25 protein-coding genes and 1 pseudogene are annotated in these 24,015 nt (G+C 68.3%); 9 read left to right on the top strand and 17 right to left on the bottom strand.

Going from position 1 to position 24,015, the window contains the following annotated elements; all coding sequences use genetic code 11:
* Positions 1-55 precede the first annotated feature (55 nt).
* From ACQPXG_RS03725 to ACQPXG_RS03785, 13 genes and pseudogenes are all read right to left on the bottom strand, one after another.
* The gene (locus ACQPXG_RS03725) at positions 56-1,093 is read right to left on the bottom strand and encodes a helix-turn-helix domain-containing protein (RefSeq protein WP_433466196.1); all 1,038 of its coding nucleotides are present in this window, start codon (positions 1,091-1,093) and stop codon (positions 56-58) included.
* An 18-nt stretch (positions 1,094-1,111) separates the two neighbouring features.
* A complete protein-coding gene (locus ACQPXG_RS03730; RefSeq protein ID WP_433466197.1) occupies positions 1,112-1,753 on the bottom strand; it encodes a hypothetical protein in 642 nt (213 codons plus the stop codon).
* Positions 1,754-1,838: 85 nt separating this feature from the next.
* Complete coding sequence (locus ACQPXG_RS03735) at positions 1,839-2,336, bottom strand: hypothetical protein (protein WP_433466198.1); 498 nt, start codon at positions 2,334-2,336, stop codon at positions 1,839-1,841.
* Positions 2,337-2,491: 155 nt separating this feature from the next.
* Positions 2,492-3,184 carry a glutamate ABC transporter substrate-binding protein gene (locus tag ACQPXG_RS03740; RefSeq protein WP_433466199.1) on the bottom strand — a complete coding sequence of 231 codons (693 nt, stop codon included), beginning with the start codon at positions 3,182-3,184 and terminating at the stop codon, positions 2,492-2,494.
* A gap of 170 nt (positions 3,185-3,354) precedes the next feature.
* Positions 3,355-3,933, bottom strand: a complete 579-nt coding sequence (locus tag ACQPXG_RS03745) for a hypothetical protein (protein WP_433466200.1) — start codon at positions 3,931-3,933, stop codon at positions 3,355-3,357.
* A gap of 59 nt (positions 3,934-3,992) precedes the next feature.
* Complete coding sequence (locus ACQPXG_RS03750) at positions 3,993-4,985, bottom strand: MBL fold metallo-hydrolase (protein ID WP_433466201.1); 993 nt, start codon at positions 4,983-4,985, stop codon at positions 3,993-3,995.
* 50 nt (positions 4,986-5,035) lie between these two features.
* Positions 5,036-6,805 carry an FtsX-like permease family protein gene (locus tag ACQPXG_RS03755; protein ID WP_433466202.1) on the bottom strand — a complete coding sequence of 590 codons (1,770 nt, stop codon included), beginning with the start codon at positions 6,803-6,805 and terminating at the stop codon, positions 5,036-5,038.
* Between the two features lie 5 nt (positions 6,806-6,810).
* Positions 6,811-7,559: pseudogene (locus ACQPXG_RS03760) on the bottom strand (ABC transporter ATP-binding protein).
* Positions 7,556-8,089, bottom strand: coding sequence for a PadR family transcriptional regulator (locus ACQPXG_RS03765; protein WP_433466203.1), 534 nt, complete (start codon positions 8,087-8,089; stop codon positions 7,556-7,558). The pseudogene ACQPXG_RS03760 and the gene ACQPXG_RS03765 overlap by 4 nt, the downstream one beginning before the upstream one ends.
* A gap of 154 nt (positions 8,090-8,243) precedes the next feature.
* Positions 8,244-8,909 (bottom strand): hypothetical protein, encoded by a 666-nt coding sequence (locus tag ACQPXG_RS03770; RefSeq protein ID WP_433466204.1) that lies wholly within the window; start codon positions 8,907-8,909, stop codon positions 8,244-8,246.
* A gap of 158 nt (positions 8,910-9,067) precedes the next feature.
* Complete coding sequence (locus ACQPXG_RS03775) at positions 9,068-9,397, bottom strand: hypothetical protein (RefSeq protein WP_433466205.1); 330 nt, start codon at positions 9,395-9,397, stop codon at positions 9,068-9,070.
* 166 nt (positions 9,398-9,563) lie between these two features.
* A complete protein-coding gene (locus ACQPXG_RS03780; protein WP_433466206.1) occupies positions 9,564-10,184 on the bottom strand; it encodes a TetR/AcrR family transcriptional regulator in 621 nt (206 codons plus the stop codon).
* Positions 10,184-10,609 (bottom strand): VOC family protein, encoded by a 426-nt coding sequence (locus ACQPXG_RS03785; protein ID WP_433466207.1) that lies wholly within the window; start codon positions 10,607-10,609, stop codon positions 10,184-10,186. The genes ACQPXG_RS03780 and ACQPXG_RS03785 overlap by 1 nt, the downstream gene beginning before the upstream one ends.
* 277 nt (positions 10,610-10,886) lie before the next feature.
* Here ACQPXG_RS03785 and ACQPXG_RS03790 point away from each other — a divergent pair, with 277 nt between their 5' ends.
* Entirely contained in the window at positions 10,887-11,138 is a 252-nt protein-coding gene (locus ACQPXG_RS03790) for a hypothetical protein (RefSeq protein ID WP_433466208.1), read from the top strand.
* A 153-nt stretch (positions 11,139-11,291) separates the two neighbouring features.
* Here the strand turns inward: ACQPXG_RS03790 and ACQPXG_RS03795 are convergent, their stop codons facing one another.
* Together ACQPXG_RS03795 and ACQPXG_RS03800 are read right to left on the bottom strand one after the other, a co-directional pair.
* Positions 11,292-11,825 (bottom strand): hypothetical protein, encoded by a 534-nt coding sequence (locus tag ACQPXG_RS03795; protein WP_433466209.1) that lies wholly within the window; start codon positions 11,823-11,825, stop codon positions 11,292-11,294.
* A 396-nt stretch (positions 11,826-12,221) separates the two neighbouring features.
* A complete protein-coding gene (locus ACQPXG_RS03800) occupies positions 12,222-12,431 on the bottom strand; it encodes a hypothetical protein (protein WP_433466210.1) in 210 nt (69 codons plus the stop codon).
* 1,995 nt (positions 12,432-14,426) lie between these two features.
* Between ACQPXG_RS03800 and ACQPXG_RS03805 the strand changes: the two genes are divergently transcribed.
* The 6 genes from ACQPXG_RS03805 (at position 14,427) to ACQPXG_RS03830 (ending at position 19,775) form a co-directional block, all read left to right on the top strand.
* Positions 14,427-15,248, top strand: coding sequence for a hypothetical protein (locus ACQPXG_RS03805; RefSeq protein WP_433466211.1), 822 nt, complete (start codon positions 14,427-14,429; stop codon positions 15,246-15,248).
* 69 nt (positions 15,249-15,317) lie between these two features.
* Positions 15,318-16,004, top strand: a complete 687-nt coding sequence (locus tag ACQPXG_RS03810; protein WP_433466212.1) for a hypothetical protein — start codon at positions 15,318-15,320, stop codon at positions 16,002-16,004.
* Positions 16,005-16,049: 45 nt separating this feature from the next.
* On the top strand, positions 16,050-16,511 hold the full coding sequence (locus tag ACQPXG_RS03815) for a nuclear transport factor 2 family protein (RefSeq protein WP_433466213.1): 462 nt from the start codon (positions 16,050-16,052) through the stop codon (positions 16,509-16,511).
* A 93-nt stretch (positions 16,512-16,604) separates the two neighbouring features.
* Positions 16,605-17,819, top strand: a complete 1,215-nt coding sequence (locus ACQPXG_RS03820; protein WP_433466214.1) for a hypothetical protein — start codon at positions 16,605-16,607, stop codon at positions 17,817-17,819.
* Entirely contained in the window at positions 17,819-18,604 is a 786-nt protein-coding gene (locus ACQPXG_RS03825) for an SDR family oxidoreductase (protein WP_433466215.1), read from the top strand. Before ACQPXG_RS03820 ends, ACQPXG_RS03825 begins: the two co-directional genes overlap by 1 nt.
* Positions 18,605-18,617: 13 nt before the next feature.
* Positions 18,618-19,775 (top strand): sulfotransferase family protein, encoded by a 1,158-nt coding sequence (locus tag ACQPXG_RS03830; protein ID WP_433466216.1) that lies wholly within the window; start codon positions 18,618-18,620, stop codon positions 19,773-19,775.
* Here ACQPXG_RS03830 and ACQPXG_RS03835 read toward each other — a convergent pair.
* On the bottom strand, positions 19,754-20,512 hold the full coding sequence (locus tag ACQPXG_RS03835; protein ID WP_433466217.1) for an isocitrate lyase/PEP mutase family protein: 759 nt from the start codon (positions 20,510-20,512) through the stop codon (positions 19,754-19,756). The two genes, ACQPXG_RS03830 and ACQPXG_RS03835, sit on opposite strands and share 22 nt — an antisense overlap.
* Before the next feature lie 13 nt (positions 20,513-20,525).
* Positions 20,526-21,947: an MFS transporter gene (locus ACQPXG_RS03840; RefSeq protein WP_433466218.1), complete on the bottom strand. Its 1,422-nt coding sequence runs from the start codon at positions 21,945-21,947 to the stop codon at positions 20,526-20,528.
* A gap of 130 nt (positions 21,948-22,077) precedes the next feature.
* Here ACQPXG_RS03840 and ACQPXG_RS03845 point away from each other — a divergent pair, with 130 nt between their 5' ends.
* Together ACQPXG_RS03845 and ACQPXG_RS03850 are read left to right on the top strand one after the other, a co-directional pair.
* Positions 22,078-23,058, top strand: coding sequence for a sigma-70 family RNA polymerase sigma factor (locus tag ACQPXG_RS03845; RefSeq protein ID WP_433466219.1), 981 nt, complete (start codon positions 22,078-22,080; stop codon positions 23,056-23,058).
* 111 nt (positions 23,059-23,169) lie between these two features.
* Complete coding sequence (locus ACQPXG_RS03850) at positions 23,170-23,946, top strand: class I SAM-dependent methyltransferase (RefSeq protein WP_433466220.1); 777 nt, start codon at positions 23,170-23,172, stop codon at positions 23,944-23,946.
* Positions 23,947-24,015 lie beyond the last annotated feature (69 nt).

Consider the following 24,015-nt stretch of genomic DNA (forward strand, 5'->3'; position numbering starts at 1 on the left):
CCGCGGCAGGATCGCTCCATCCGGCGGGGCCGCCAGGGGACCTCGTGGGTGGGCCTCATCGCCGCGGAACCAGAAGGTCGAGGTCGGATCTCGGCACCCCGGCCCGCTCGGCCACCTGGTCGCGGCCGGTTCCGGCCTGGGCGACGATCTCGATGGCGCGGGTCAGCATGGTCGGCTGTTCCAGCGGCTTCGCCGGCCCCGGCTCCTGCCGCCGCCAGCCGCGGGAACTCATCGTGCTCATGGCGTTCCGGTACGCGGTCTCTTTCATAATGCCGAGCGTCCGGGCGCGGTAGAGCAGCGCCGACATACTGACGCGCCATCTCTCCTTTAGCGCGGTCAGCCGCTCCCAATCGGCGGTGGCCGGCAGTTCACCGGCGATATCGTCCGCGGGCATGAGGAATTCCGCCGCGAAGCGGTGCGCCTGATCTTCGACGATCTTCTCTCCGGGCTCGGCGTCGGCGTGCATGACCAGGTGCCCCAGTTCGTGCGCCCCGTCGAACCGGTTGCGCCAGTAGTCGCCCTTCGCCGGGTTGAAGAAGACCATCGGCCGCGGGTGAACGCCCACGCTGAACGCGTCGACCCGCTCGGCCGCCTGGGGCAGCACCAGAACGAGCACCCCGTGCGTTTCGAGCAGCCGGACGACATGGGGGACGGGCCCGGGTTCGTCGAGCAGTGCCTTCCGCGTGAGCCGGGCCGCCTCGACGGGTCCGCTGCCGGCGATCTCATCCGGCGAGACCGGGTATTCGGGCAGATCCACCTCGGGGAAGTCGACGAGGTTCTCCAGGACGGCGACGACATCGGTGGCGATGCGCCCGTATGCGAGGGCCTGGTCGCGTTCGATCTGGCTGGTGGACCGCAATGAGCGGAAGTGGGCTCCGTCCATGGAGACAGGGGTGCGCGTGGTCCGGAAGAACTCGACGGGCACGCCCAGCGCGACGGCGAGGCGTCTGACGGTGAGCTCTTCGGGCTTCTGCACGCCCGCCTCGTACTGCCCGATCGCCTTCGGCGTCGTCCCCACGGCCTGCGCGAGCTGGTTCTTGCGCAATCCTCTGAGCCGCCGGGCAAGCGTCAGCCGCTCGCAGTCGAACAGCACCCTGCCCCACCCTTGTCGCTAGGCCGTCTTCCTCTCCTCGCGGAGCCGCATGGGGACGTCTTCCTGCTCGTCCTCCCAGAGCGGCATCGTCCGCTCGACGAGCTTACGACGTGGATCGGGGCCGATGGTGTCGTCCACGGCTTTGACCCAGTGCCAGGCCGTCCCGCCGTCCGCGTTCCACCTGGCCCGCCCCAGGAAGAGCTCCATTTCCAGCGGTGCTTCGGTGGCGCTGTGCGCGAGGACGAGGGTCACGGCCCCGGGCGTGTCGTGCCCCTCGATGCCCAGCGGGAGGGTGAGCTGGGGGTCGTCGATGTAGCTCTGCCGCGCCACGGCCTGCTTGGTGGGGCTGTCCCTGTCCCACCGGATTCCCCGGACGTTTCCGAACTCGTGCCGCTTCAGCAGGATGCGGTAGCGGCCGTACCGCCAGCCGGGCGAGCCGTTCAGATCGTCCCGGACGACCTGGGGCTCGTCCTCGAAGACCCGGTCGATCTGCGTGGCCAGCACGTCGAACGCGCTGACCCCGTAGGACCGCTCCGTGAACCCGGCCGCGCGGCTCAACCCACCGAACACGGCCAGCGTCGCCTCGCGATGGGCCTCCCGGAGGGCATGCAGGAAGCCCGCCGCCAGGAGTTCGTCCCAAGCAACCCTGTCCTCAGCCACGACTCGACCATAGCCAGAGGCACCGACATTACGGGTCATGCCGGTCGCAGGGGCGGGCGGAGCGCGCCCGCCCCTGCGGGAGAGGTCAGGTGACCTTCGGCGTGCCGTGCAGGTCCCAGACCTTGTCGCCGTCCCCGTCGTTGTTGACGTTGTAGATGACCGCGCCGTCCGCGGTCCAGCCGCCGTCGGCGGTCGAGGTGTAGGCGACCGAGCAGTACCAGTGGCTGCTGCTCGGCTCGCTGTTGATCGTGTCGGTGAAGTCGCACCATTCGTAGTCGTAGACGGTGTCGTTCCGCTCGATGCGGATCAGGACCTCGAACCCGTCGAACCGCTTACCGCCGAGGAACGACCCGTCCCACGAGACGTCGGCGTGCGCGACGCGCCGGTCGGCGCTGGTGTGGTGGATGCACAGTTCGATCCCGACCCAGACGTCGGGCTTGCCCGGCAGGGAGAAGGTCTTCTCGTTGTCGTAGCAGGCGGCGGTGGCCGCCTGGGCTGCGGAGCCGGTGACGAGGGCTCCGGTCGTCGCGAGCGTGGCGATACCGAGGGACGCGGCGATCGTGCGGAAACGTCGTGACCGCATGCTGAACCTTTCGGTCGGAGGGAGGCTCCGATCGGGGCCGAAAGATCACCGGTGAACGAGCGCCTTCAGAGTGAACCGGCCCAGCAGGTCACGCAATACTCAATCTTTCGATTCCCCTGAATGAGTAGACCGGATGCCTGGCCCGGGAAGGGTCGTCACTCTGTGCAGCCTTCGAACTGCGGAACGGATTCGACCAGTTCGATCCCGCTGTGCCCGAACCATTTCCGCAGCAGCCGGCCGGCCGTCCCGTCCTGGTACATCGTCGTGATGGCGCGGTTCACCCGCTCGCATCCCTCGATGTCGCCCTTTCGCATCCCCACCCCGTACTGCTCGTCCGTGAAGGGCGCGTTCAGGATCCGCAGATCCGGCGCCGCGAACCCGGCCAGGACCAGATCCCCGGTGGAAACGGCATCGACCGCCCCGCCACGCAGTTTCGCGACGCAATCGCTGTAGGACGCCCCCGGGACGAGTCGCGCCGGAATGCTCAGACCGGTCACCACGCGTTCGGTCGACACCGATCCGCTGGCCTCGCACATCTTCCGTCCCGCCAGGTCGCGCACACCCCTGATCCGGGTGTCGCCGCGCCGCACCATGACGTCCTGGTGGGCGACGTAGTAGGGCCCGCCGAAGCTCACGAGCCTGGCCCGATCCGGCGTGATGGAGTACGACGCCAGGACGAGGTCCACGACGTGATCGTTGAGCTTCTGCTCCCGGTTGTCCGACCTGACCTCCTGGAAGGCGACCTGGGAGGCCCCGAGATGCCGGGCGATGTACGTCCCGACATCGACCTCGAATCCCCGGAGGACCCCGTCCTTCCTGAACCCGAGCCCTGGCTGGTCGGCCTTCACGCCGACGACGATGACGTCTTTACCGTTGACCGAGGCCCTTGCGGTCGCACATGCGACGAGACCAAGAGCCAAAACTAAGAACATGAAAATGGCACGCACAATCCATGGCTAGCGGTGGAAACCGACCGTCAGATGAACGCACGACGGCCGCGCAATGCCGGCAGATGAACCTATCGACGCTTCTCCGGGGCGCCGATGGCGACGAGCCGCACTTCCCATAGCCGGGGCTCGGGCCCGACCCGCCCTTCCCGCACCCAGAGGGCGTGGATGGTCAGCAGCACGAGCTTCCGGGCACCGAGGAACAACAGGACGGCCAACGGCAACTCACCGAGCAGCGCCGTGAGGACGCTCAGAACGAACTCGCCCGATCCCCACGAGAGCCAAACGTCGAACCATGCGTCGCACACGAGCAACGTCCCACTGACGACCTGCCCGAAGATGGCGATCTGCAGCCGCTTCCAAACGGCGAACGCGGTGGCGCCGATCGCCAGCGTCAACGCGACGTCGAACCCGATCCAGGCGACGGCCCACTGCCCCGCCGTGAAGTGCTGCGGCAGCGTGAACGCCAGCACGACCGTCCAGGGCACGAGCCAGGCGCAGCAGCTCACCAGCAATGCCAGCGCGAGCCAGCGCCGCCGCCGATACTGAGGCTCCTCAAGAGGATCCGCATCCCCGGCCGCGATCAACGCTCGCAGCAGTGTGGCCCGCTCGTCCTTCGAGAGCCCCCGGACCTCCTCAGGCGTCAACACCCCGGCTCACCTCCTCCGCAATCCCCTCGCCGCCACCCTAGGGAACCCACACGGCCGCGTTACCGCTGGCCGGAGGCGAGGAGGGAGCGGACCAGGCGGTGGCGGGAGAATTCCCCAAATGAGGTCAGGCGGGCCAGTTCGTCGGGGATGAGGCGTTCCCAGCTGGGACGTTGCTCCCAGGGGAACGCCTCGGCGACGGCGCGGTTGAAGGACAGGCCCCGGTCGCGGGCGTGCTGGGCCCGTTCGGCCAGTCCCCGCAGGAAGCGGAGCTTGTTCTCCATGAGACGACGCGGGTCCTCGCGGACCACGACGCCGGGGATGTCCGGTACGTCGCGCCGGAGCGTGTGGACCCGTCCGTGTCCCTCGACCATGAGATCGAAGTCCAGGCTCAGCAGTCGCTCCAGGGTGGCCAGCCACGCCGTTCCGTCGGTCTCCGCGTTGGAGGCCGAGAAGTAGGTGTCGATGAAGGTGTCCCCGACCAGCAGGATCCGCTGCTGCCGGTCGTAGAGGACGACATGGTCGCTGCTGTGCCCGGGCGCAGGGATGACCTCCAACCGTCCACCGGGAAAAGGGATGGCTTCGCTGCTGTCGTGGACGGTGCCGGTGACAGGCGCAGGGGTCCCGAAGGCGAAGGCGCGAATGGCCGGAAGCCGAGTCGGCGCGCGGACTTGTCCGGCGACCGAGCCGGGGAGATGGAGGGAGGCTTGACGGTGGTCCGCCGCCCAGCGCAGGTTCCCCGTGTGCTCCTCGTGTGCGTGGGTCGCGGTCACCGCTGTGACGGGCCATGAAGGGCGCGCCGTCAGATGGGACCGCAGTGACCTGCGCATCCTGACCGAGCCGGGATCGACCAGGACACCGCGGTACCAGACCGCGGCGAACCGCTCGCCGAACAGCAGGGGGACGAGGTCCGCCGTCGCGGCCCCCAGAAACCACAGTTCGAGGCGGTCGTCGAGGATCGTGAACCGCCGCCGATAGGTCCTGAGGTAGTCGTGCACGTGGTGGACGTGCTCACCGGCCGCCGCGGCGGCCGAGCGGGGCAGCCACCGAAACATTCCGAGTGTGTAGCCGGACCAGAACCCCAACGCACGTTGTTTGAACACGTTCAAACACTAGCGCTGAGGGTTCGTGCCACGGAACGGCGGGCCGCGATGCGCGCGGGCAGGGCTGTGAGCGCCGCCGTCACCAGGAGCGACACGAGCACCGCGGTGAACAGCCACCAGGCGGGCGGCATGATCACATCTCCGGACAGGACGATGCCCACGGGGACGCCGATGACGGCGCCGGGCACGCTGGGCAGAAGCTGCGCGGTGGACAGTCCGGCCGTGATCTGCCCGGGGGTCGCGCCGAGGGTGCGCGCGATGGCCATGGTCGGGCGGGTTTCCAGCGCGGTGGTCCAGGTGATCGTGATGATGTTCACCGCGGCGAGCGCGGCCAGCGCGAAAGTGACGGCCAGCAATACGTGGCGTCCTAGCTCGACCTGCACATTGCCGAGATCTGAAGAGCCCAGGCCGTAGTTGTGAACGGGCTGGGCGTAGAACATCAGCAGGGCCGTCGCACCGACCATCGTGATCGCGATGCTGCACGCGTGCAGGACCGCGCGCCCGGGGCGGCGGGCGATCAGGCGCAGCCCGAGCAGCAGCGGGGTCGGCAGCAACGCCGACACCCTGTTCAGCCGGGCCCGGCGCCTTGGGAGGCGGGCGGTGTCGGCCAGCGCGGCGACGGTCTCGGTACGCAGGGCCCGGACGGTCGGTCCGAGGGTGGTCAGGACCGCTACGGCCAGGGCGACGACGATCGTGAGGAGGACGGTGTCGCCGCTCGGACCGGTGGCGCTGGTGAGCAGGCTCGCGGTGGGATTGACGACCAAGGGCTCGGTAAGCCGTGCGATCGTCAAGCCCAGCGCGTCGGCGAGCAGCGCCAGGGTCAGGTATTCGGCGAACAGGACGGCGGCGATGAGGCCGGGCGCGGCACCGACGGCCTTGAGTAGCCCTACCCGGCGGGTCTGCTTGGCGGCACGTCCCGCGGCCAGCGTGGCCACACCGCCGATGGACAGGAAGCCGAGCAGCCAACTGCCGATGACCAGGACCGGCTGGCTCTGCCTGAGTATGACCTTGTCCTGCGTGGCCATGAACTGCCAGGTGAAGAAGTTCGTCGGGTACTGGTCACTGTAGGGACGGCGGGAGACCACGAACTCCTGAGCGGCGGCGGGGTCCCGCAACTTCAGGTAGAGGAGTGAGGTCACCGGAAGGTCGGCGGCCACCAGCGCCCGGGTGTCGGTCTTACTCACCCAGACGAGACCGTTGGCGTCGTCCGGTCCGCCGCCCGGGCCGTTCATCGCCGCCCACGGGTAGACGGTGTGCGCCGCGGTCACGGCGATCCCGACGACGGGACGCGAGCGACCCGCGAGGGTGACGCGGTCACCGACCCGAACCCCCAGGGCGGAGGCGAAGCCGCGTTCGAGCACCACCCCGCCGGGACGCACCCAGGTGCCCGAGGTGACCAGCGGGCGATCGATCGTCCCCGGCTTCGCGTCGGCGCCTTGCGCCACCGCGCGCGACGTGAGGCCGTGCGCCGTCAGCGTCGTGTAGTACTGGCGGTACGGCCCGCTGTGGTCGGTGACCTCGGGAGCACGCTCCAACGCCGCCATCGCCGTAGTCGCGGTCCGGCCGCTGCCAGGGGTGAGCGCCACCACGTCCGGTCCGGCCGTGGCCGCGCGGGTCTGCTGGTAGAGCGTGTCGGTCGCCCCGTTCAGTGACATGCCCAGGGCCAATGTGGCGGTGGCGGCGGTGATCGAGGCGATCAGCATCGCGGCCTGCGCGGGATGCCGGCGCACGTCGGCGACAACGAGGCGGAACACCAGCAGGATGCGGCCCACGGCGTTCAGCCCTCCAGCCCGATCAGTCCGTCGAGCCGCCCCGTGCCTGCCGGCCCCGTGCCCGCCAGCCGGGTGTCGTCGACGAACGTCCCGTCGCGCATCGAGACCACCCGGTCCGCGGTGGCCGCGACCCGCTCGTCATGCGTGACGATCACGAGGGTCTGCCCTGCGGCACGCAGGTCCTCGAAGAGCCTCAGCACATCGAGCGTCGCCGCGGTGTCCAGATTCCCGGTCGGCTCGTCGGCCAACAAGATCAGCGGCTCGTTGGCCAGGGCGCGGGCGATGGCCACCCGCTGCCGCTGGCCCCCTGACAGCTCCCAGGGCAGATGCCGGGCGCGGTCGGCGAGCCCGACCCGTTCCAGGAGAAGGGCCGCGCGGCGCCTGGCCGCGCGCGGCGAGCGTCCGGCCAACAGCGCGGGCAGCTCCACGTTCTCCGCCGCCGACAACTCCTCCACCAGATGGAAGGCCTGGAAGACGAACCCCACCGACCGGCGCCGCAGCCGGGCCAACGCCCGCTCGCTCAGGGTGTCGATCCGCCGGCCGGCCAGCCACACCTCCCCGCCGGTGGGCCGCTCCAGTCCGCCCAGCAAATGCAGCAGGGTGGACACCCGCAGCCGCTGGGCCCCGTCACCGACAGCACCTGCGCCGCCGGTACGTCCAGGTCGACTTCATCGACCGCCCGGACCAGGCCCTGCCCCTGGCCATGCTGCTTGGACAGGCCGCGGGCCTGCAGCACATCGTCGCCCTCGTTCATGCGCCCTCGGATTCGTTCTCGACCCTCGACCAGACTCGCTCGCAGGCTTGCAACCAGCGCAGGTCCGCCCGCAGCCGCAACGCGACCCCTTCCAGCAACAGGCCGGCGGTCGAGCCGTCCGGCTCGGCCAGCATCGCGCGCTGCGCCTCCCCCAACCGCCGCAGCAGCTCGCGGCGCTGCGCGTCCACCAGCTCCACCGGATCGGCGAGCCGGCCCGCGGCCGCCGCGGCGAGTTTGAGGTGGAACTCCGCCAGATTCGGTTTCGGCCAGCTCACCTCGGCCAGCCAGGCCGCCACCCGCTTCTGCCCGGCCGGCGTCAGCGCGTACACCTTGCGGTCCGGCCGGTCCGGCAGCCCTTCCGCGCGTTCGCAGACGACCAGTCCCGCCTTTTCCAGCCGGGCCAGGGTCACGTAGACCTGACCCGCGTTCATCGACTCCCCGAGGGGACCGAGCGCCCGCCGCAGCCGCTCGCGCAGGCGGTACCCGTGCGACGGTTCCTTCGCGAGCATCGCCAGCACCGCGTCCTGCATGCATCACCCCTAACGGCTAGCTAATAGTTAGCGGTTAGCTGATACGTCCGTCAAGCGAGATCCGGGAGCCGGGCCGCCGCGTTCTGGTCCGGACAGCTTGATGGCCGCCGGGGGCGAGAACCCACGACGGCCACCGGCCTTCGCGATGGGAGGTTCAGGCGTGCGCGCCGTCCGAAAGGCGATGGGTGCGACTCCGCGTGCTCCTCAGCGTGACGATGCCCATCATGAGGAGCCAGTAGCTGAGGATGGCCCCCATCGACGCGGTCGTGCCCCAGCCGTTGGCGGCGTAGAAGAACGAGGGCTCATTGCCGAAGAAGAGCGACGGAATGAAGGCGAAGTTGACCGCCGCGAGCACGTAGGCCGAGAGGCCGGTCCGTCGCGGGAGGACGTTGCTCTTGGTGACGGCGTAGCCCAGGGCGACCAGGAAGAAGCCCAGCAGCATGCGCCCGATCGAGCCGTAGAGGATGTAGGTGCCGCTGACGGCGATGGTGGGGTCGATCGGATGGTCGGCCTCGATGACCGCCCCGGCCTCCAGCCCACTGGAAACCAGGGTGACCACGACGTAACTGAGCCCGGTCGCGAACGCCAGATTGCCGACCCACTCGTACCGCGAGTCGACGCTCTTGATGAACTCCCGGAACGTCGTCACGAAGATGAGCAGGAATCCAAGGGCCAGTATCCCGATCAAGAGCCGACCGAGAACATTGGCGTCCGGCGGCGGCCCCGAGTAAACGAAGTACAGCGGAACCTCGACGATGAACGCGGCAGCGGCGGCAAGGCACGACCACCCGGTGAAGCGACGAGCAAGAACTGTGTCCACGAGACACCCTTCTCTTGTAAGAGCTTGGGGCTGGCATCTGCGTGAAACTCTGCCGGGCCGGCCCGGGGCTGTCCGTGGGCGTGAACCCCGCATTCCGGTGGGCTTACCTCTACCTCTCAGGCCGTCGTGCTGGACGTCGTGAGTCCGCCCCACCCGACTCAGTTCGCCTTGCGACTCCGCCGCTGCCGGCTGCTCTTAACGGGCGAGGACTTCCCTTCCGCGACGAGCCGCTCATGCTGCTGCCACCCCTGGAGCCACTTCCACCCGGACCCAAGCGTCGCGGTAGTGGCGGCGACCATGAACGCGGTCACCTGGGTCTCATCGAGATGAGCTCCCGGTACAAGCTGCGCCACGATCCCAGCCAGCCACCCGGCCGCAACAGCGAACACGGGCGTGAACAACGCAACTCCACGCCCCAACCAGGAAGCCTCCCCGTCCACACCCTCACCCTCCTCAGCCGGGACGTCCTCAACCGCGCTGTCGACCACAGAACCACGCTCCACGACAAGCGGAAGGACGACATGCCGCCAGCGGTCGCCCTCCCATTGACCTGACGGTCCAAGAGTGCCGTCACGGTCGCACAACCGTCGGCCAAAGCCACCAACAGCCCCTGTCCGGCTCTACGCTCCAGAACTCCTGGCGCCTGAGCCATCGCTACTCAGGGGGGGAGGTCTGGGCGCCGTCCTGCTTGGGGGCGCGTTCGGTTCTCCCACTGCGGAGGCTCGCGAGGACGGTGTCCACGGATTGTTCGGCCACCGAGCGGGTCAGTGGTAGGTGGCCGAACAGAATGCGGTAGTAGAGCGGGGCGGCCAGCGCGTCCAGGACGAAGTCCAGGTCGAAGTCGGCGTGGATCTCGCCGCGTTCGGCGGCCGAGCGGAGCGTGGCGGCGGTGGTGGCGCGGCGGGGGTGGAACACCCGGTCCAGGAAGCGTTCGGACAGTTCGGGGTCGGTGTGCAGGTCCGCGACGAGAGCGGGCAGCACCCGGCCGAGGGGTGTGCCGGCCAGGGAGTCGACCACTGTGGTGATGCCGGTGATGAGGTCGGCGCGCAGGTCGCCGGTGTCGGGGGTGGGGCGCAGGCCGAGGCCGTCGGCGACCGCGTCGACCACGAGGTGGCGTTTGGAAGGCCAGCGGCGGTAGACGGCTGGGCGATGCACTCCGGCGCGCTGGGCGACGGCGCCCATCGACAGCGCGGGGTAGCCGACCTCGCCGAGCAGCTCGAGAGTGGCGGCCAGCACGGCGCTGTCGATGCGCGGGTCGCGGGCGCGTCCAGCCATCAGAAGACGGGCTTGGGCACCAGGACGACGCGCCAGCCGTCCGGGTCTGCGAAGGTCAGAGCACCGTTCTCGGTCCAATAGGGGTTCTCCGCCGGCACCGGTTCGTGCCCGGCAGCCGCAAGCCGTTCGACCACGTCGTACATCCGCGCCTCGCCCGCGAAATACAGCACGAGCAGGTTGTCGTCGGTGGGCGCCGGGCACGGGCTGCCGTCGGCGTGGGACGTGAACTCCAGGTGGTAGTCGGTGCCAGGGAGGCCGAGCATCACGCCGTCGTAGCCGGCGTGGCCGCTGAACCGGTAGAGCTCAGCCAGGCCCAGGTGGTCTTTGTAGAAGGTGACCACTTCGTCCAGTTTGTCGGTGGGCCGCGCGACCCGAACCTGCGCCACCGCAAGACCGTCCGGCCAGGTTTGCGTCTCTGTCGCCATGACCATAACGGTACACCATGTACCGAATTGCGAACTGACCACACCGGCCGACCGGACGGTGGAGAGAAGGAACTGCGCAGCGCCAAGGCGGGATCGTGCAGGGGCCATCCGGCCCGATGCGGACTGGCGCAGAGCCGAATGCGCGTACGCGACGTTGTGGCGTGGCGAACGTGTCGGCGTACGGTAACTACCGTCGCTCCCGTGCCGGGGGCGGCGGTCAGGGTAACCATCAACGTCCGCGTGCCAGGTACGCGGGTCACTCACAACCGGAGATCTCATGGTCTACATCAGCCCTTGGGCTGTCGGCATCGTTGCCGTAGTCCTCATCAGCAGCGTCGTGTTCGGCGCCCGCCGCGACGGGTTCGAGGCCGCCGCTGGCGGCGGCACCGGTGCCCTCATTGGTGGCTGCGGGGGAATCGCCTTCGGCGGCACCCTGGGCGCCCTCATCGGCAGCGTTCTCTTCGCCTTCGTCGGCACCGTCGTCGCCAGTGGCGGCGACGTCCTGCGGCGCAAGCCACGGCAACGCTGACTCCAGAGATCGGCCTGGTGGCCGATCTGCCAAGCATGAACCGACCACTAGCCCGCAAGGCGGGCCTGGACGGTTGAGCACGGCGCCGCCCTGGCGCCCCGAGCGCCGTCCCGCATCACCGGGACGGCGCTTTTGCGGTCACCGCCCACCTCGTCAGGGGTAGGAGGTGTCGTGGACCCCCACCGGGGCGCCCATCGCCTCCTGCAGTGACTCCAGGAGGACCTCCAGGTCGCGCCCCTCGGGCTCGTTCAGGAACTTGGTCACGGCGGCGTAGACGTCCACCGTCGCGTCCGGACGGTCCGCGTCGTACTCGCCCATGAGAAACCGGGCGAAGGTGGGCGAGCCCGGGTCCTCGTCGAGCACCCACCTGCCGCCGACGTCGCTGAACATGTACTCGGCGCAGTACGCGGTCAGAAGCAGATCGAAAGGCTTGTAGCCGATCATCTCGAACGGGGTCAGGTCCCCGGACGCGCAGATCGTGCTCATGTGCATGAGGCCGTGGCTCGGGTGTTCCAGGAGGAGCTCGGGCGGATCCCAACGGGACAGTCCGCCCAGGTGGACGACCAGTTCACGACTCGCTTCGACCCAGGTCGGCAGCAGTTCCCGGCGCTCGTCGCGGACGAGGGTCGCCGCGTCCGGGGTCAGCGGGTCGGGCAACGGCTGCTCCGGATCGAACGGGTACGCCATGAACTCTCCTGATCTTGGAACGATTGAACACGCACATTAACGCACCCGGCATCAGGCAATCAGCCTAGGAATACAGACCTCGGCCTGCTCCTCGGAACGAGCTGCACCCATCTCATCTGGTGGCGAGAGGTCGCGGTCCACTGCGCACCCGCGCCTCACCGGGTGGACGCGGTTGTGCGCTGAGCCCAGCTGCTGCTGGACGAGCCGGGCGCACGGGCAACAGGGCGGGGCGCGGTATGCGATCGACGCTGTCAGCGTCCAGGCGAGCAGCGAGCGGCCAGTCGCCGACCGGGTCTCCAGATACGAACGGTCGTGGCGTGGAGAATCTGCGGTGGCCCCTCACTGAGGGCCCACCGCAGATTGATGGTGGGGGCCTGGCTACTTCAGCCAGGGCCCCTACTTGTTCTCGTTGCCCTGCGGAGGCTCTTCGTCGCTCTCCACCGCCTTGGAGATGGCGATACCGACACCGAGCCCGGTGAGGCAGCCGGCGAGGGAAGCGATGAGGATGTGAGAGCCGTGCGTCGAGGCAGCGAGGCTCGTGTTGACGCCGACAGAGACGCCGACGGCGATAGGCAGGTATGAGGAGCTCGTGCTGGACCCACTCATTGGAAAATCACCTCTGGTGATCTGCTGTTTGCCCTGGCCGATGGAAGTGCCATCGATCAAGGCGGCCCGGTCCTCAATGACAAGGCCTGGGGCTACCGTGCGACACCTGTGCTGACACGCCACCAACGAGCCTGGTGCGACGCCTCACACTGCGCCCAATCCGACCAGCTCACAACCATCGTGACGCACCAAGCCACAACGCCGACCGACACCGGCAGTGTGAGCCCACAGAACATCCGCACGAAAGATCCTCGCCGGCAACGGAACTCGGCACGAAGGACCGCCTGCCCCGGACGTGAGTGTCGAGTACCCGGCGGAATCATCACGCCGACCAGTGCCTGAACGCCTCTTCTGCGCCGCCGGGTCTCACACGACGAGACCTACCGCTCATACGGCCGAGCCCGGTCCGGAGCGGGGAATGGACACGCACCTGCCCGACGAACATGACGCCGCGGCCGCCGGACGACGGGCCGTGCGGCAGCCGGGGGCCTACCGGCTTGCCAACCGGAACGCAAACACGTCAGGCAAAACTCGCGGACGGTCAAGCGCTCTGACGTGTTACCCAGCCGCCCGGAATTTTTCGTAACGCTGTTCGATGGCTTCCAAGTTAGGGCGATCCATTCGCCTTCTGGGCAGAGTGAGCGTCACTCTATTCATCTCTTGAATGCCGTGCTTCAACATAGGGCCATCTTCTTCTAGAAGAATGTCCTTGCGCACTTGTATCGTCAAGTCTGGGCGTATGCCGAGGATATTTTCGTCGTAAGCGGAGTGATGAATCTTGCAGAGCGCCAGTCCGTTCGAAACGGCTGGCAAGCCGCGATCCGCTCTTGCGCCACCGGACGTCCGGCAGGTCAGCGCCAGTTACGTGCTGGCTGCCATGTGAGGGGGTCGTGTAACTTCCCGGATCTTCTGTGCGATCAGGTCGCGTGACTTGTCAAGTGCAACTGATGGAGGCAGAGGGGGCGATACTCCCAGGCTCGCTACGTAGTGCAACGACCGGCTCACTGATCTGCAATCCAGGCGTTCTCTGTCCGTGGGCCTCCTCGATGCTATGGCAAGCAACGCGCTCGTGAGGCCAGCTATAATTCAGCTCCCGAAAGGTCTGCGACCGCGTCGCCGGTATACTCCATGGTGCCTCGGGATCCGCGTCCCCTACTAAAAGCGACCGCATGGTAGCGCCTCGCTATTGCCGTGCCGCTTGACCAAAAATATGGGAAGTGTGACCTAAGTCATCTCAATTGACAGACAGGTATGGCTGTGCCATATTTTCCCGCAATCGCGGTGGTCTTTCACTACATCCTGCAGCAACGGAAAGATCCCCCCTCTCGTGGACGCGGACGGCAACGTGATCGTCCCGGAGCAGAGCTGCTCCGTGTGCCAGGGTTCGGGAGAGGTCGAGGTGCCTGACCCGCAGTAAGGGGGTCCAGGTGCCTGACCTATAGTAGTTGAGAACTGAAGCCCCTGGCGGCCGTCGGGTCGACTGCGATCCGCCGGCTGCCGGGGCTTCTTTTGGCCGTCCCGCAGAATCAGGGCCACCTCGCCGCCCCTGAACATGGAACGCGGCATAACTCCCGCTGATACCTACCGTTAGCGTGAAGTCGATGTGCACGGCTGGAAGTCTTCGGAGAAATGAGTTCAGCCCCATCAGAGTGGCCGTCGCGAGCCGCTCCCAGCGGTAGAGGTGCCCGATTCTCTGCTGCGCGATCAGGTGCATTCGGACGATGCGCAGGGCTGCTGGTTCGGGGCGCGGGTCGAGGGCGTCCGCTGTGCATCCACAGTTTTCCGAACTCCACCTCGATCGGGACGATGCGGCGAGGTGGCGGGGCCCGCCCCCGGGGATCATCGCCTCGACCTGTTGCCGGTATCTCGTCCTCGAAGGAGGCGTCGGCCGGGGCACACGCCTGGGCGCCACCACAGTGGGCGGACATGCGTTCGGGCATGGGGCTCACGAGACCTCCGGGCGGTCGGCGGCGCGCGGATCGCCTTGTGCCGGCCGTGACAAACGGCGTCCGCCTAGAGAACTCGCCAGAGCTGGAGAAGGCTTCGGCGTTGGATGGCAGCGAGGCTCTTGGGGGCGCGTTGTGGGCGGGCGAAGCGGGTCGCTGGCCTCAGTGGCTTGTTGGGGGAGTGGGAATGGGGTGGGTGTGTCACGCTGTGTGCGTGGTTGATGCGGTTTCGGTGGGACGGTCGCGGTGGCGGCTTGGGGTTGCGATTACGTCGGTCTTCGTCGCGGTCGTGGGCGGGTGTGGGGTTGCGGTTGCGTGGAGGCTTGGGCTCTTCAACTCGAATGGGCGGTTTGACGACCTCGATGCTTGTGAGCTCATGCCAGAGGCGGGGGAGCTTGCGTCGTTGGTGTCGGACGGGCGGCGAGAGCCGGGGGCGTCCAAGCCTCGGTCGCTTCTCGGGCTTGGCGGTGACACTTCGTCGGAGTGCAAATGGAGCAGCGTGCCGGCGGGTATCGATCGTCCGTTCCGGACGGTGCGTGTTCACGTCCAGACGAAGCATGCGAACTCGGATGAGACCGGCCCTGAGGCTGCCGCCCATGTGCTCCAGAACTGGTATGACAACCGCGTTCGGCGTGGCGCGCGGGTGACGCCGATCAAGATTGGTGAGAGGGGCTATGGGATCACTGACCAGGCCACCTACGTCATCATCCTCGCTCGGGTCGACGTCTTCGATATTCACGCGAAGTTCAGGGTCTCTAACGCGGTGCTGGATGTGTCGGCCCGCACGCATGACCAGCCGGGCCCCAAAGAGCGGGAGCAGGTCGACGTGCTGGCGAGGGACGTGGCCGCCCGTCTGAACTCTTTCGGCTGAGGTCCCGCGTGGCGTCGCTCGCCGGGTCGCCTTATCGTTCGATGGATGTCTGATGATCGGCGGACGAGGGTGCGCAAACCTGACGCTGAGGCCGTCCTGGTCGAGATCAAGCACCTGTCCCGGGAACGCCGGCGTGCGGTGAGCCGACGGGCGTGGAGGCAGATGGGCCGGACGCAATGGGTCCTTGCGGGGCCGCTCGTCGTGGTGGTCGTGTTCTTCGTCGTTGCTCTGACCGTCTATCCGCCGTTGTATGTGCTCTTCGGCACTTCTGTCCCGGGGCTGGTCAACGACGCGGGCGACAAGGGGCCTGTTTCGACTGGCGAGAAGGTCAAAGCGTTGGGCATCTGGATTCCCTGGATGCTGGTCCTCGGTTACGCCGTCTGGGCATCGGTCCGTCGGCGGCTCCTGCGTCCGTACCTGGCCATCGACAAGGTCGGGGTCTGGCCCGTCTTCGGTGGACGCATTCGGGATGGGCTGGCCTGGCCGCAGATCGCCGCGATCCATGTGGTGGCAGAGGGGGATGCCACGTCGGTGCCCGCCACGGAGGCGACGCGGCCGTTCGTTGAACTCTTTCCAACGAACGCCATCAAGACCTCCGGTCCGGCTACTCCGCTGGACGCCATGGTCGTCAATGCTCAGGCCCCTGCGCCGAAGTTGCACGGTAAGCGGTACGTCATCGAGTTGGCCGGCCCGCCGTCTGGGCTGGACGGTGCCATCGAGCGGTTCGCCCCGGGCAAGCGGCTCGTCCGGGAGTAGAACCTGTTCTTGTCTTCCGGCGGCGCAGCGAGCAGGCTGTGTCGCATGGATTTGGTTGCTCTGGAAGAGATCCGGCGGCTGAAGTACCGCTACCTGCGCTGCGTCGACCTCAAGCTGTGGGACGAGTTCGCCGAGGTGTTCACCGAGGACGCCGTCGCCGAGTACGACGCCCCCGTCCTCGGCAAGACCCTCCGGCTGGAGGGGCGGGACGCGATCATCGACTACATGCGCGGCAACCTTGGGCCCGACAAGATCTCCACGCACACCGCCGGCTGCCCGGAGATCGACGTGGACGGCGACCGCGCGACCGGCATCTGGTCCCTCGACGACACGATCATCCTTCCCGGGGACAACCTGCTCATCCGGGGCGCCGCCTACTACTACGACACCTACCGGCGCGGCGGCGATGGAACCTGGCGCGTCGAGAAGACCGGGCACCGGCGGACGTACGAGTACATGGTGTCGCTGGATGACACGCCAAGCCTGAAGTTCACCACCTCCCATTGAGCGGGACCCGGCCGTTGACCTCCGCATAGAACGAGTTCTAGCGTCCGTTTCGCCCGAGCACGGCTTCGCGCCCGCGAATCTCAGGAGAGCCCGGTGGCCACCGACTCAGCCGAACGCAAGACCTTTGACGCCGCCACGCGCTCGTTCGCGGACGCGGTCGTGGAGGCCGAGCGCATCATCCGCACCGCGCCCCACGTCAAGACCGACCAGGACCTGGCCGAGGGTCTCGACTATCTCGCCGGGAGCATCAAAGCGTCCCTGCACATGGTCGCCGCCTACCAGCAGGACTATCCGTTCTTCGCCTCGTCCACCGGCCCCTACACCAAGCTCGGGCTCGATAATCCCGACACGCTCTACTTCCACGCCTACATAAGGGACGACGCCGAATACGTCGTCACCGGCCGGCGCGGGACGACGGCGGACCTCAGCTTCCAGGTCATGAACGGCGACTACTCGCCCACCCAGTCGCCCGACAGCCTCACCGCCTTCGACGACCGTGAGTTGGACATCGCCGCCGACGGGACGTTCCGGCTGCGCTTCGGCCCGCCCAAGAAGGACGCCGGGCCTGGTTACGTCGCGCTCCCTCCGGGGTCGGCGATGCTGATCGTCCGGGAGGTGTTCAGCGACTGGGAGAACGAAGGGCCGGGGGAGATCCGCATTCACCGGGCCGACACGCTCGGGACCTCCCCGCTGACCGTCCCATCCGACCGGATGGCGCGAAGGTACGAGATCGCGGGCAAGATGCTCGTGTCCAGGATTCGCACCTTCCTGGCCTTCCCCGAATGGCACTACCTGCAGTTGCCGGTCAACACGATGACCGAGCCGCGACTCACGCCGGGCGGTCTCGCCACGCAGTTCTCGTCCGTCGGCCACTACGACCTGGACGACGACGAGGTCATGGTCATCACCGCCCCGGCCGCCGACCGCGAGGTGGCCCCCTACCAGGGCTTTCAGCTCGGCAGCATGTGGTACATCTCGCTCGACTACATCAACCACCAGACGAGCCTCACCAGCGACCAGGCCCGCGTGGACGAGGACGGCATGATCCGCTACATCGTCAGCGAGCGCGATCCCGGCCTCGCCAACTGGATCGAGCGGACCGGTCACCGCCGCGGCTACCTGCAGTTCCGCTGGCAGCGCGTCACTCGCGACCTCAAGCCCGAGGACGGTCCGAGCGCCGAGGTGGTGCCGTTCGACGAACTGCCGCGCATCCTGCCGTTCCACGAGAAACAGTGCGTCACCAAGGACGAGTGGGCGAAGAAGATAGCCGTCCGCCAGACCGCCGTCGCGAAGAGGATGCTCGGCTGATGGGCGCCGAACTCCTCGAAGACAAGGTCATCGTCATCTCCGGGGTCGGCCCCGGGCTGGGGCGCGGCCTCGCCCTCCAATGCGCCAAGGCCGGTGCCGACGTCGTCCTCGCCGCTCGCAAGGAAAAGCGCCTTGTCGAGGTCGCCAAGGAAGTCGAGGAAATCGGTCGGCGGGCCGTCACCGTCCCGACCGACATCCGTGACGCGACGGCCTGCGAACGGCTCGCCGAAACGGCGCGAGAGGCGTTCGGGCGGGTGGACGGCCTCATCAACAACGCCTTCGCAACCCCACCGCTCACCGACCTCACCACGGTCGACATCGACGCGGTCCGCGCCGGGTTCGAAACCAACGTGCTGGCCGCGCTGCATCTGACCAGGCTGTTCGTCCCCGCGCTCGAAGAGCACCGCGGCTCCGTCGTGATGGTGAACTCGGCGGTGCTGCGCCATTCCCGGCGGACGTTCGGCGCCTACAAGATGGCCAAGGCCGCCCTGCTCGCCATGGCGCAGAACCTCTCCACCGAGCTCGGCCCGCGCGGAATCCGCGTCAACACGATCGCGCCCGGATACATCTGGGCCCCCAATCTCAAGTGGTACTTCAACCACCTGGCGGAGGAGCGCGGCGTCCCGCCGCAGCAGGTCTACGACGAGAACGCCGCCACCACCGACCTGCGGAAACTGCCCGAGCCCGACGAGGTCGCCGACGCCGTCGTGTTCATGCTGTCGCCGCTGGCCCGCGCCGTCACCGGGCAATGCCTGGACGTCAATTCCGGCGAGTGGCACCACTAGGAAGGGCGTACCGATGACCGATGGCCGCGACAGTGTGGGGACCGTCGACGACCTCCACGCCTCCGCCAGGAAAGTCACCGGCATGGACGACTTCGGCGGCGACGAATACATGGACGGACTGAAAGTCCTCCTTGAGTCGCTCGCCAACGAAGCCGAGCTCACACCCCTGGGCAACAAGGCGCAGCGCGCGATGCTGCGCGGCGCTCTGGCCGCCCGCCAATTCTCCGAAGCCGCCTGGCGGCGGCATCCCGAGCACGCCGACGCCCCCATCGAGCGGCCCATCTTCGTCACCGGCCTGCCCCGCACCGGAACCACCGCCCTGCACCGGTTGCTCACCGCCGACCCCGCCCATCAGGGCCTCGACCTCTGGCTAGCCGAGGTGCCGCAGCCCCGCCCACCGCGCGAAACGTGGCCGAACGACCCGGTCTTCCAGGCGATCGACGCCGGATATCGCCGACACCACATCGAGAACCCCGAATTCATGGGCGTCCATTACATCTCAGCGGACTCGGTCGAAGAATGCTGGCAGCTCCTACGCCAGAGCATGCTCTCCATCTCGTTCGAATCCCTGGCCCACCTGCCGACCTACTCGTCCTGGCTGGCCGAGCAGAACTGGACGGACGCCTACCGAAGGCACCGCCGCAACCTGCAACTCATCGGCCTGAACGACGAAGGACGCCGCTGGGTACTCAAGAACCCCAGCCACCTTTTCGCCCTGGGAGCGCTCCTCGACGTCTACCCCGACGCGCTGATCGTCCAGACGCACCGCACGCCCCGCACCGCGATGGCGTCCATGTGCAGCCTCGCCGCCCACGCCACCGCCGGATGGTCGAATGTCTTCACCGGTGCCACGCTCGGCCGCGACCAACTCGATCTGTGGAGCCGGGGCCTCGACCGATTCCGTGCCGAACGCGCACGCCACAACCCCGAGCAGTTCGCGGACGTCCACTACGACGACTTCGTCCGCGACCCCATCGGCACCGTCGAAGGCGTCTACACGCATTTCGGCCTGCCGTTCACCGACGAGGCCCGGACCGCCATGACGGAGCTGCACAACGAGAGCTCCACCGGCGCGGCGAAACCGGCCCACAGGTATTCGCTCGAAGACTTCGGCCTGACCCCGGACGAGATCGACGAACGCTTCGCCGACTACACAGCCGGTCTGCGCTGATCTACCAGCAACTCGGCGGCCAAGCCCTCGAATGCCGAGAGGGCCGAAAAGAACCCCCGGGGCCCGATGGAGACGCGTCCGGCCCCGGCTGCGGCCAGATCCGCGACGCTCGCGCCGAAGTTGGCGTTGACGGGCGCGTCCAACCCCCCGACGACGTCCCGCACGACCGCCGGGTCCGTCAATCGCAGCGGGTAGACGCAGTCGGCTCCGGCATCGAGATATCGCCGACCACGAGCGACGACATCCGGCGTCGCGTCCGGGCCGTCGTGAACATAGGCGTCGACACGGGCGTTGATCACGATGTCCACCCCGGCTCTGGCCGCGGCGGATCGGATCGCCGCGAGCCGCTCGGCCACCTCACCCGAGTCGAGCAGGCTTCCGGGACGGCCGTGGTCGGAGTCCTCGATGTTGCATCCGACGGCCCCGGCCGTGAGGAGACGGTCGACGAGCTCGGCCGGATCGAGCCCGTACCCGTTGAGCAGGTCGGCGGTCACGGGCACCTCCACGGCCTTGGCGATCCGTCCGACCGCTTCGAACAGGGGCCCGACGGGAGCGGACGGATCGTCCGGCAGCCCGAGCGAGGCGGCGATCGCCACGCTGGACGTGCCCACGGCCCGCCCTCCGGCCGCCACGGCGCGCTCGGCGCTCGCGACGTCCCAGGCGTTCACGAGCACGAGCGGATCGCCTGGCTCGTGCATCGCCCGCAGCTGGGCGGCGGCGCTTGCGAGGTCACTCATCACGCACTCCAGTTCAGCGGGTCGGTTCGGGCGCGGGACGGGAGACAGCCGACACCGGAGAGATCCGGGCCGCCCTGTCCGGGCCGGGAATGAACAGGCCGGCGAGCGCGCCGGCCAGTGACAGCGCGGCGCTGACCGCGATGGCGGGCGCGAAGGCGTCGGAGAACGTCTGCGCGGTGCCGTAGCCGCCCTTGGCGGTGAACACCGCGGCGGCGACGGCCACGCCGACCACCGCGGCGAGCTGCCGCAGGGTGTTGAAGACGCCGGACGCCTTGCCGATCTCCGGTGCCGCGACGGCGTTGATGACCGCGGTCTGCGCGGCGGGCATCGCCATGCTGACCCCGGCACCAGCGATGATCATGGGCGCGATCAGTCGCGGAAAGCTCGTCGACGGATCCGCGATGAGCGCGATCCACCCCATCCCGACTCCCTGCAGGGCAAGCCCGGCGACCGTGAACGCCCGGGCCCCGATCCGGTTCACCAGGACCCCCGTGACCGGTGCGATCACGGTCACCGTCGCCGTCCACGGGATCAGCTTGAGGCCGGTCGCCATCGGCCCGTTCCCTAGGGCCGTCTGGAAGAACTGCGTCACGAAGAACAGCGAGCCGTACAGCGCCGCGTACATGAAGAGGCCGGAGGCGTTGCCGGCGGAGAACCCGCGCGAGCGCAGCAGCCGCATCGGCACCATCGGCTGCGGGACGCGGAGTTCCCAGGCGACGAACCCCGCCAGCAGCACCGCCCCGGCCGCCAGCGCGCCGTCCACCTCGAACGCGCCCCAGCCGGAACCGTCGGCGCGGATCAGGCCCCAGACGAGACCGAGGGCGCCGCCGGTCACCAGCAGGACGCCGCCGAGGTCGAAGGAGGCCCCGCCGCCCCGGCTCTCCGGGACGCGCCGCAGGACCAGCGGGATGCTGACCAGGCCGATCGGCACGTTGAGCCAGAAGATCCACTGCCAGGCCAGGCCCTCGGTGACGATCCCGCCGACCACCGGCCCGGCCACCACGGCCAGCCCGGTGAGCCCGGTGAAGATCCCCAGCGCCCGGCCGCGCCGCTCGGGCGGGAACCCGTTGCTCAGCAGCGCCATCGCCAGCGGCATCACGATCGCGGCCCCGCACCCCTGGACGGCCCGGGCGGCGATCAGCCAGCCGATGCCGGGGGCGGCCGCGCACGCCGCCGATGCCGCCGTGAACAGGCCCAGCCCGGCGACGAACATCCGCCTGCGCCCGAACCGGTCGCCGAGCGCGGCCCCGGTCATCAGCAGGACGGCGAAACTCAGGCTGTAGGCGTTCACCGTCCATTCGAGTTGTTCCATGGTGGCGGCCAGGTCCAGCCGGATCCTCGTCAACGCGGTCGCCACCGCCGTCGCGTCCAGCGCCACCATCAGCGATGCCGTCGCGGTCAGGCCGAGCAGCCAGCCGCTTCCCCTCTGTGCCATGTGCGTCCCTCAGCGGTTCTCGGATGAATGTCTGTCATCCGTACAAACCGGCCGGGTCGGCGGGATTCAGCGGACGGAGGCCGACGACTTCGGCCGCCGCGTCCGGTCAGTACATGGGGAGGTGCGCCTTATGAAGACTGATGAGAGAAATTCCGTGGCCGATGAGTTCGCGCGGCTGACGGATCCGTTCCGGCGGGAACTGCTGGCCTACTGCTACCGCATGCTCGGTTCCGTCCACGACGCCGAGGATCTGGTGCAGGAGGTCTACCTGCGCGCATGGCGCTCGTACGCGGGCTTCGACGGCCGGGCGTCGATGCGGACGTGGCTGTACCGGATAGCGACGAACGCGTGCCTGAACGCCTTGGAGCACAGCAGCCGGCGGGTGCTGCCCTCCGGGCTGGCCTCGCCGTCCGACGACCCGGCCCAGACCGTGCGGGCTCCCGAGGTGACCTGGCTGGAACCGTTCTCCGAGCGGCTGGCCGGCGGCGTGCCGGAGGATCCGGCCGCGGTCGTGGCGTCGCGGGCCGGGCTGCGGCTGGCGCTGATCGCCGCGTTGCAGTACCTGCCGGGCCGGCAGCGGGCCGTGGTGATCCTGCGGGACGTGCTGGCCTGGTCGGCGGCCGAGGTCGCCGAACTGCTCGGGATGACGAAGGCGGGGGTGAACAGCACGCTGCTGCGGGCCCGTTCACGGCTGGAACGGCTCGTCCCCGCCAGCGACGAGATCACCGAGCCGGACGAGCCGGAGCAGCGGGAGATCCTCGACCGGTTCGCCAGGGCGTTCGAGGCCGCCGACATCCTCGCGATCACCCGGCTGCTCACCGAGCAGGCGGCCCTGGAGATGCCGCCGGTTCCCCAGTGGTTCGTCGGACGGGAGGCCATCGGCAGGCTGCTCGCCACGCGGTTGTCCGAGGGCTGCGGCCGCAACCAGCTCGTGCCCACCCGGGCCAACGGCCAGCCCGCCTTCGCCGTTTACCAGCGCCGCGAGGACGGTGCCCTGCACGCGCATTCCATTCTGGTGCTGACCCTCACCCGTGCGGGCATCGCGCACATGTCGACCTTCCTCGACGAGGGCCTGTTCGAGTACTTCGGCCTCCCGCCCGTCCATCCGTGAATGCGCCGGCATGGTCCGGACGGCGGCCGTTCGCCGCCGTCCGGCTTACCGGGCGCGGCGGCGGGGTAGGGCATCCGGCATTCACCGTAGTGCTCATGGGGGACGAGTCCGATGACGAAACCGCCGCCATCCGTCCGCAGGAATCGCGCGAGCCTGACCTACAAACTCCGATACGCGGCCCAGAACCCGGACAAGATCAGGTCATATCTGTCGCGCGTCGCCCGCGATCTGAAATTCCGCGTTTCCAGCAGGAACCATGTCGCCTACTACCGGGCCGTCATGAAGTCCGACACGGCGCGGAACCCGGAGGCCGCCGTCGGCAGCCGCACCCACGAACGCTGGCTCGCCCTCGGCCAGATGCAGTTCGACTACCTGGTCGGGCACGGGCTCAAGCCGGACGACCGGATCCTGGAGATCGGCTGCGGCAACCTGCGCGCCGGCTGGCGCTTCATCGACTACCTCGACGCAGGCAACTACTACGGCATCGACATCTCGCCGGACATCCTGCTCGCCGCGCAGCACACCCTCGTCCGCCACGACCTGCGCGAGAAGCTTCCGCACCTGGCCCTGGTCAGTGATCTGAAGCTGCGGTTCCTCCCGTCCCGCCACTTCACGGTCGTCCACGCCCACAGCGTGTTCAGCCATTCGCCCATCGAGGTCATCGACGAATGTCTCGCCCATGTGGGCCGGGTCCTCGCTCCCGGCGGCTTCTTCGATTTCACCTTCGACCGCACCGAGGGAACCGAGCACCACGTCCTGCGCGAGGACTTCTATTACCGCACCGAAACCCTGACGGCCCTCGCCGAACGCCACGGCTTCTCCGCCCGCTTCATGGACGACTGGGAAGAGCTTCCCCACGGCCAATCCAAAATCCGCGTCACCCGGTGACCCGGCGGGCCCGGAACCGGACGTTCGGCTGCCTTTACGCGCCCATGAGTTTGATCAGCACCGCCCCGA

It is taken from the genome of Spirillospora sp. CA-128828 (assembly GCF_050945415.1).
In the GTDB taxonomy this organism is placed as follows: domain Bacteria; phylum Actinomycetota; class Actinomycetes; order Streptosporangiales; family Streptosporangiaceae; genus Spirillospora.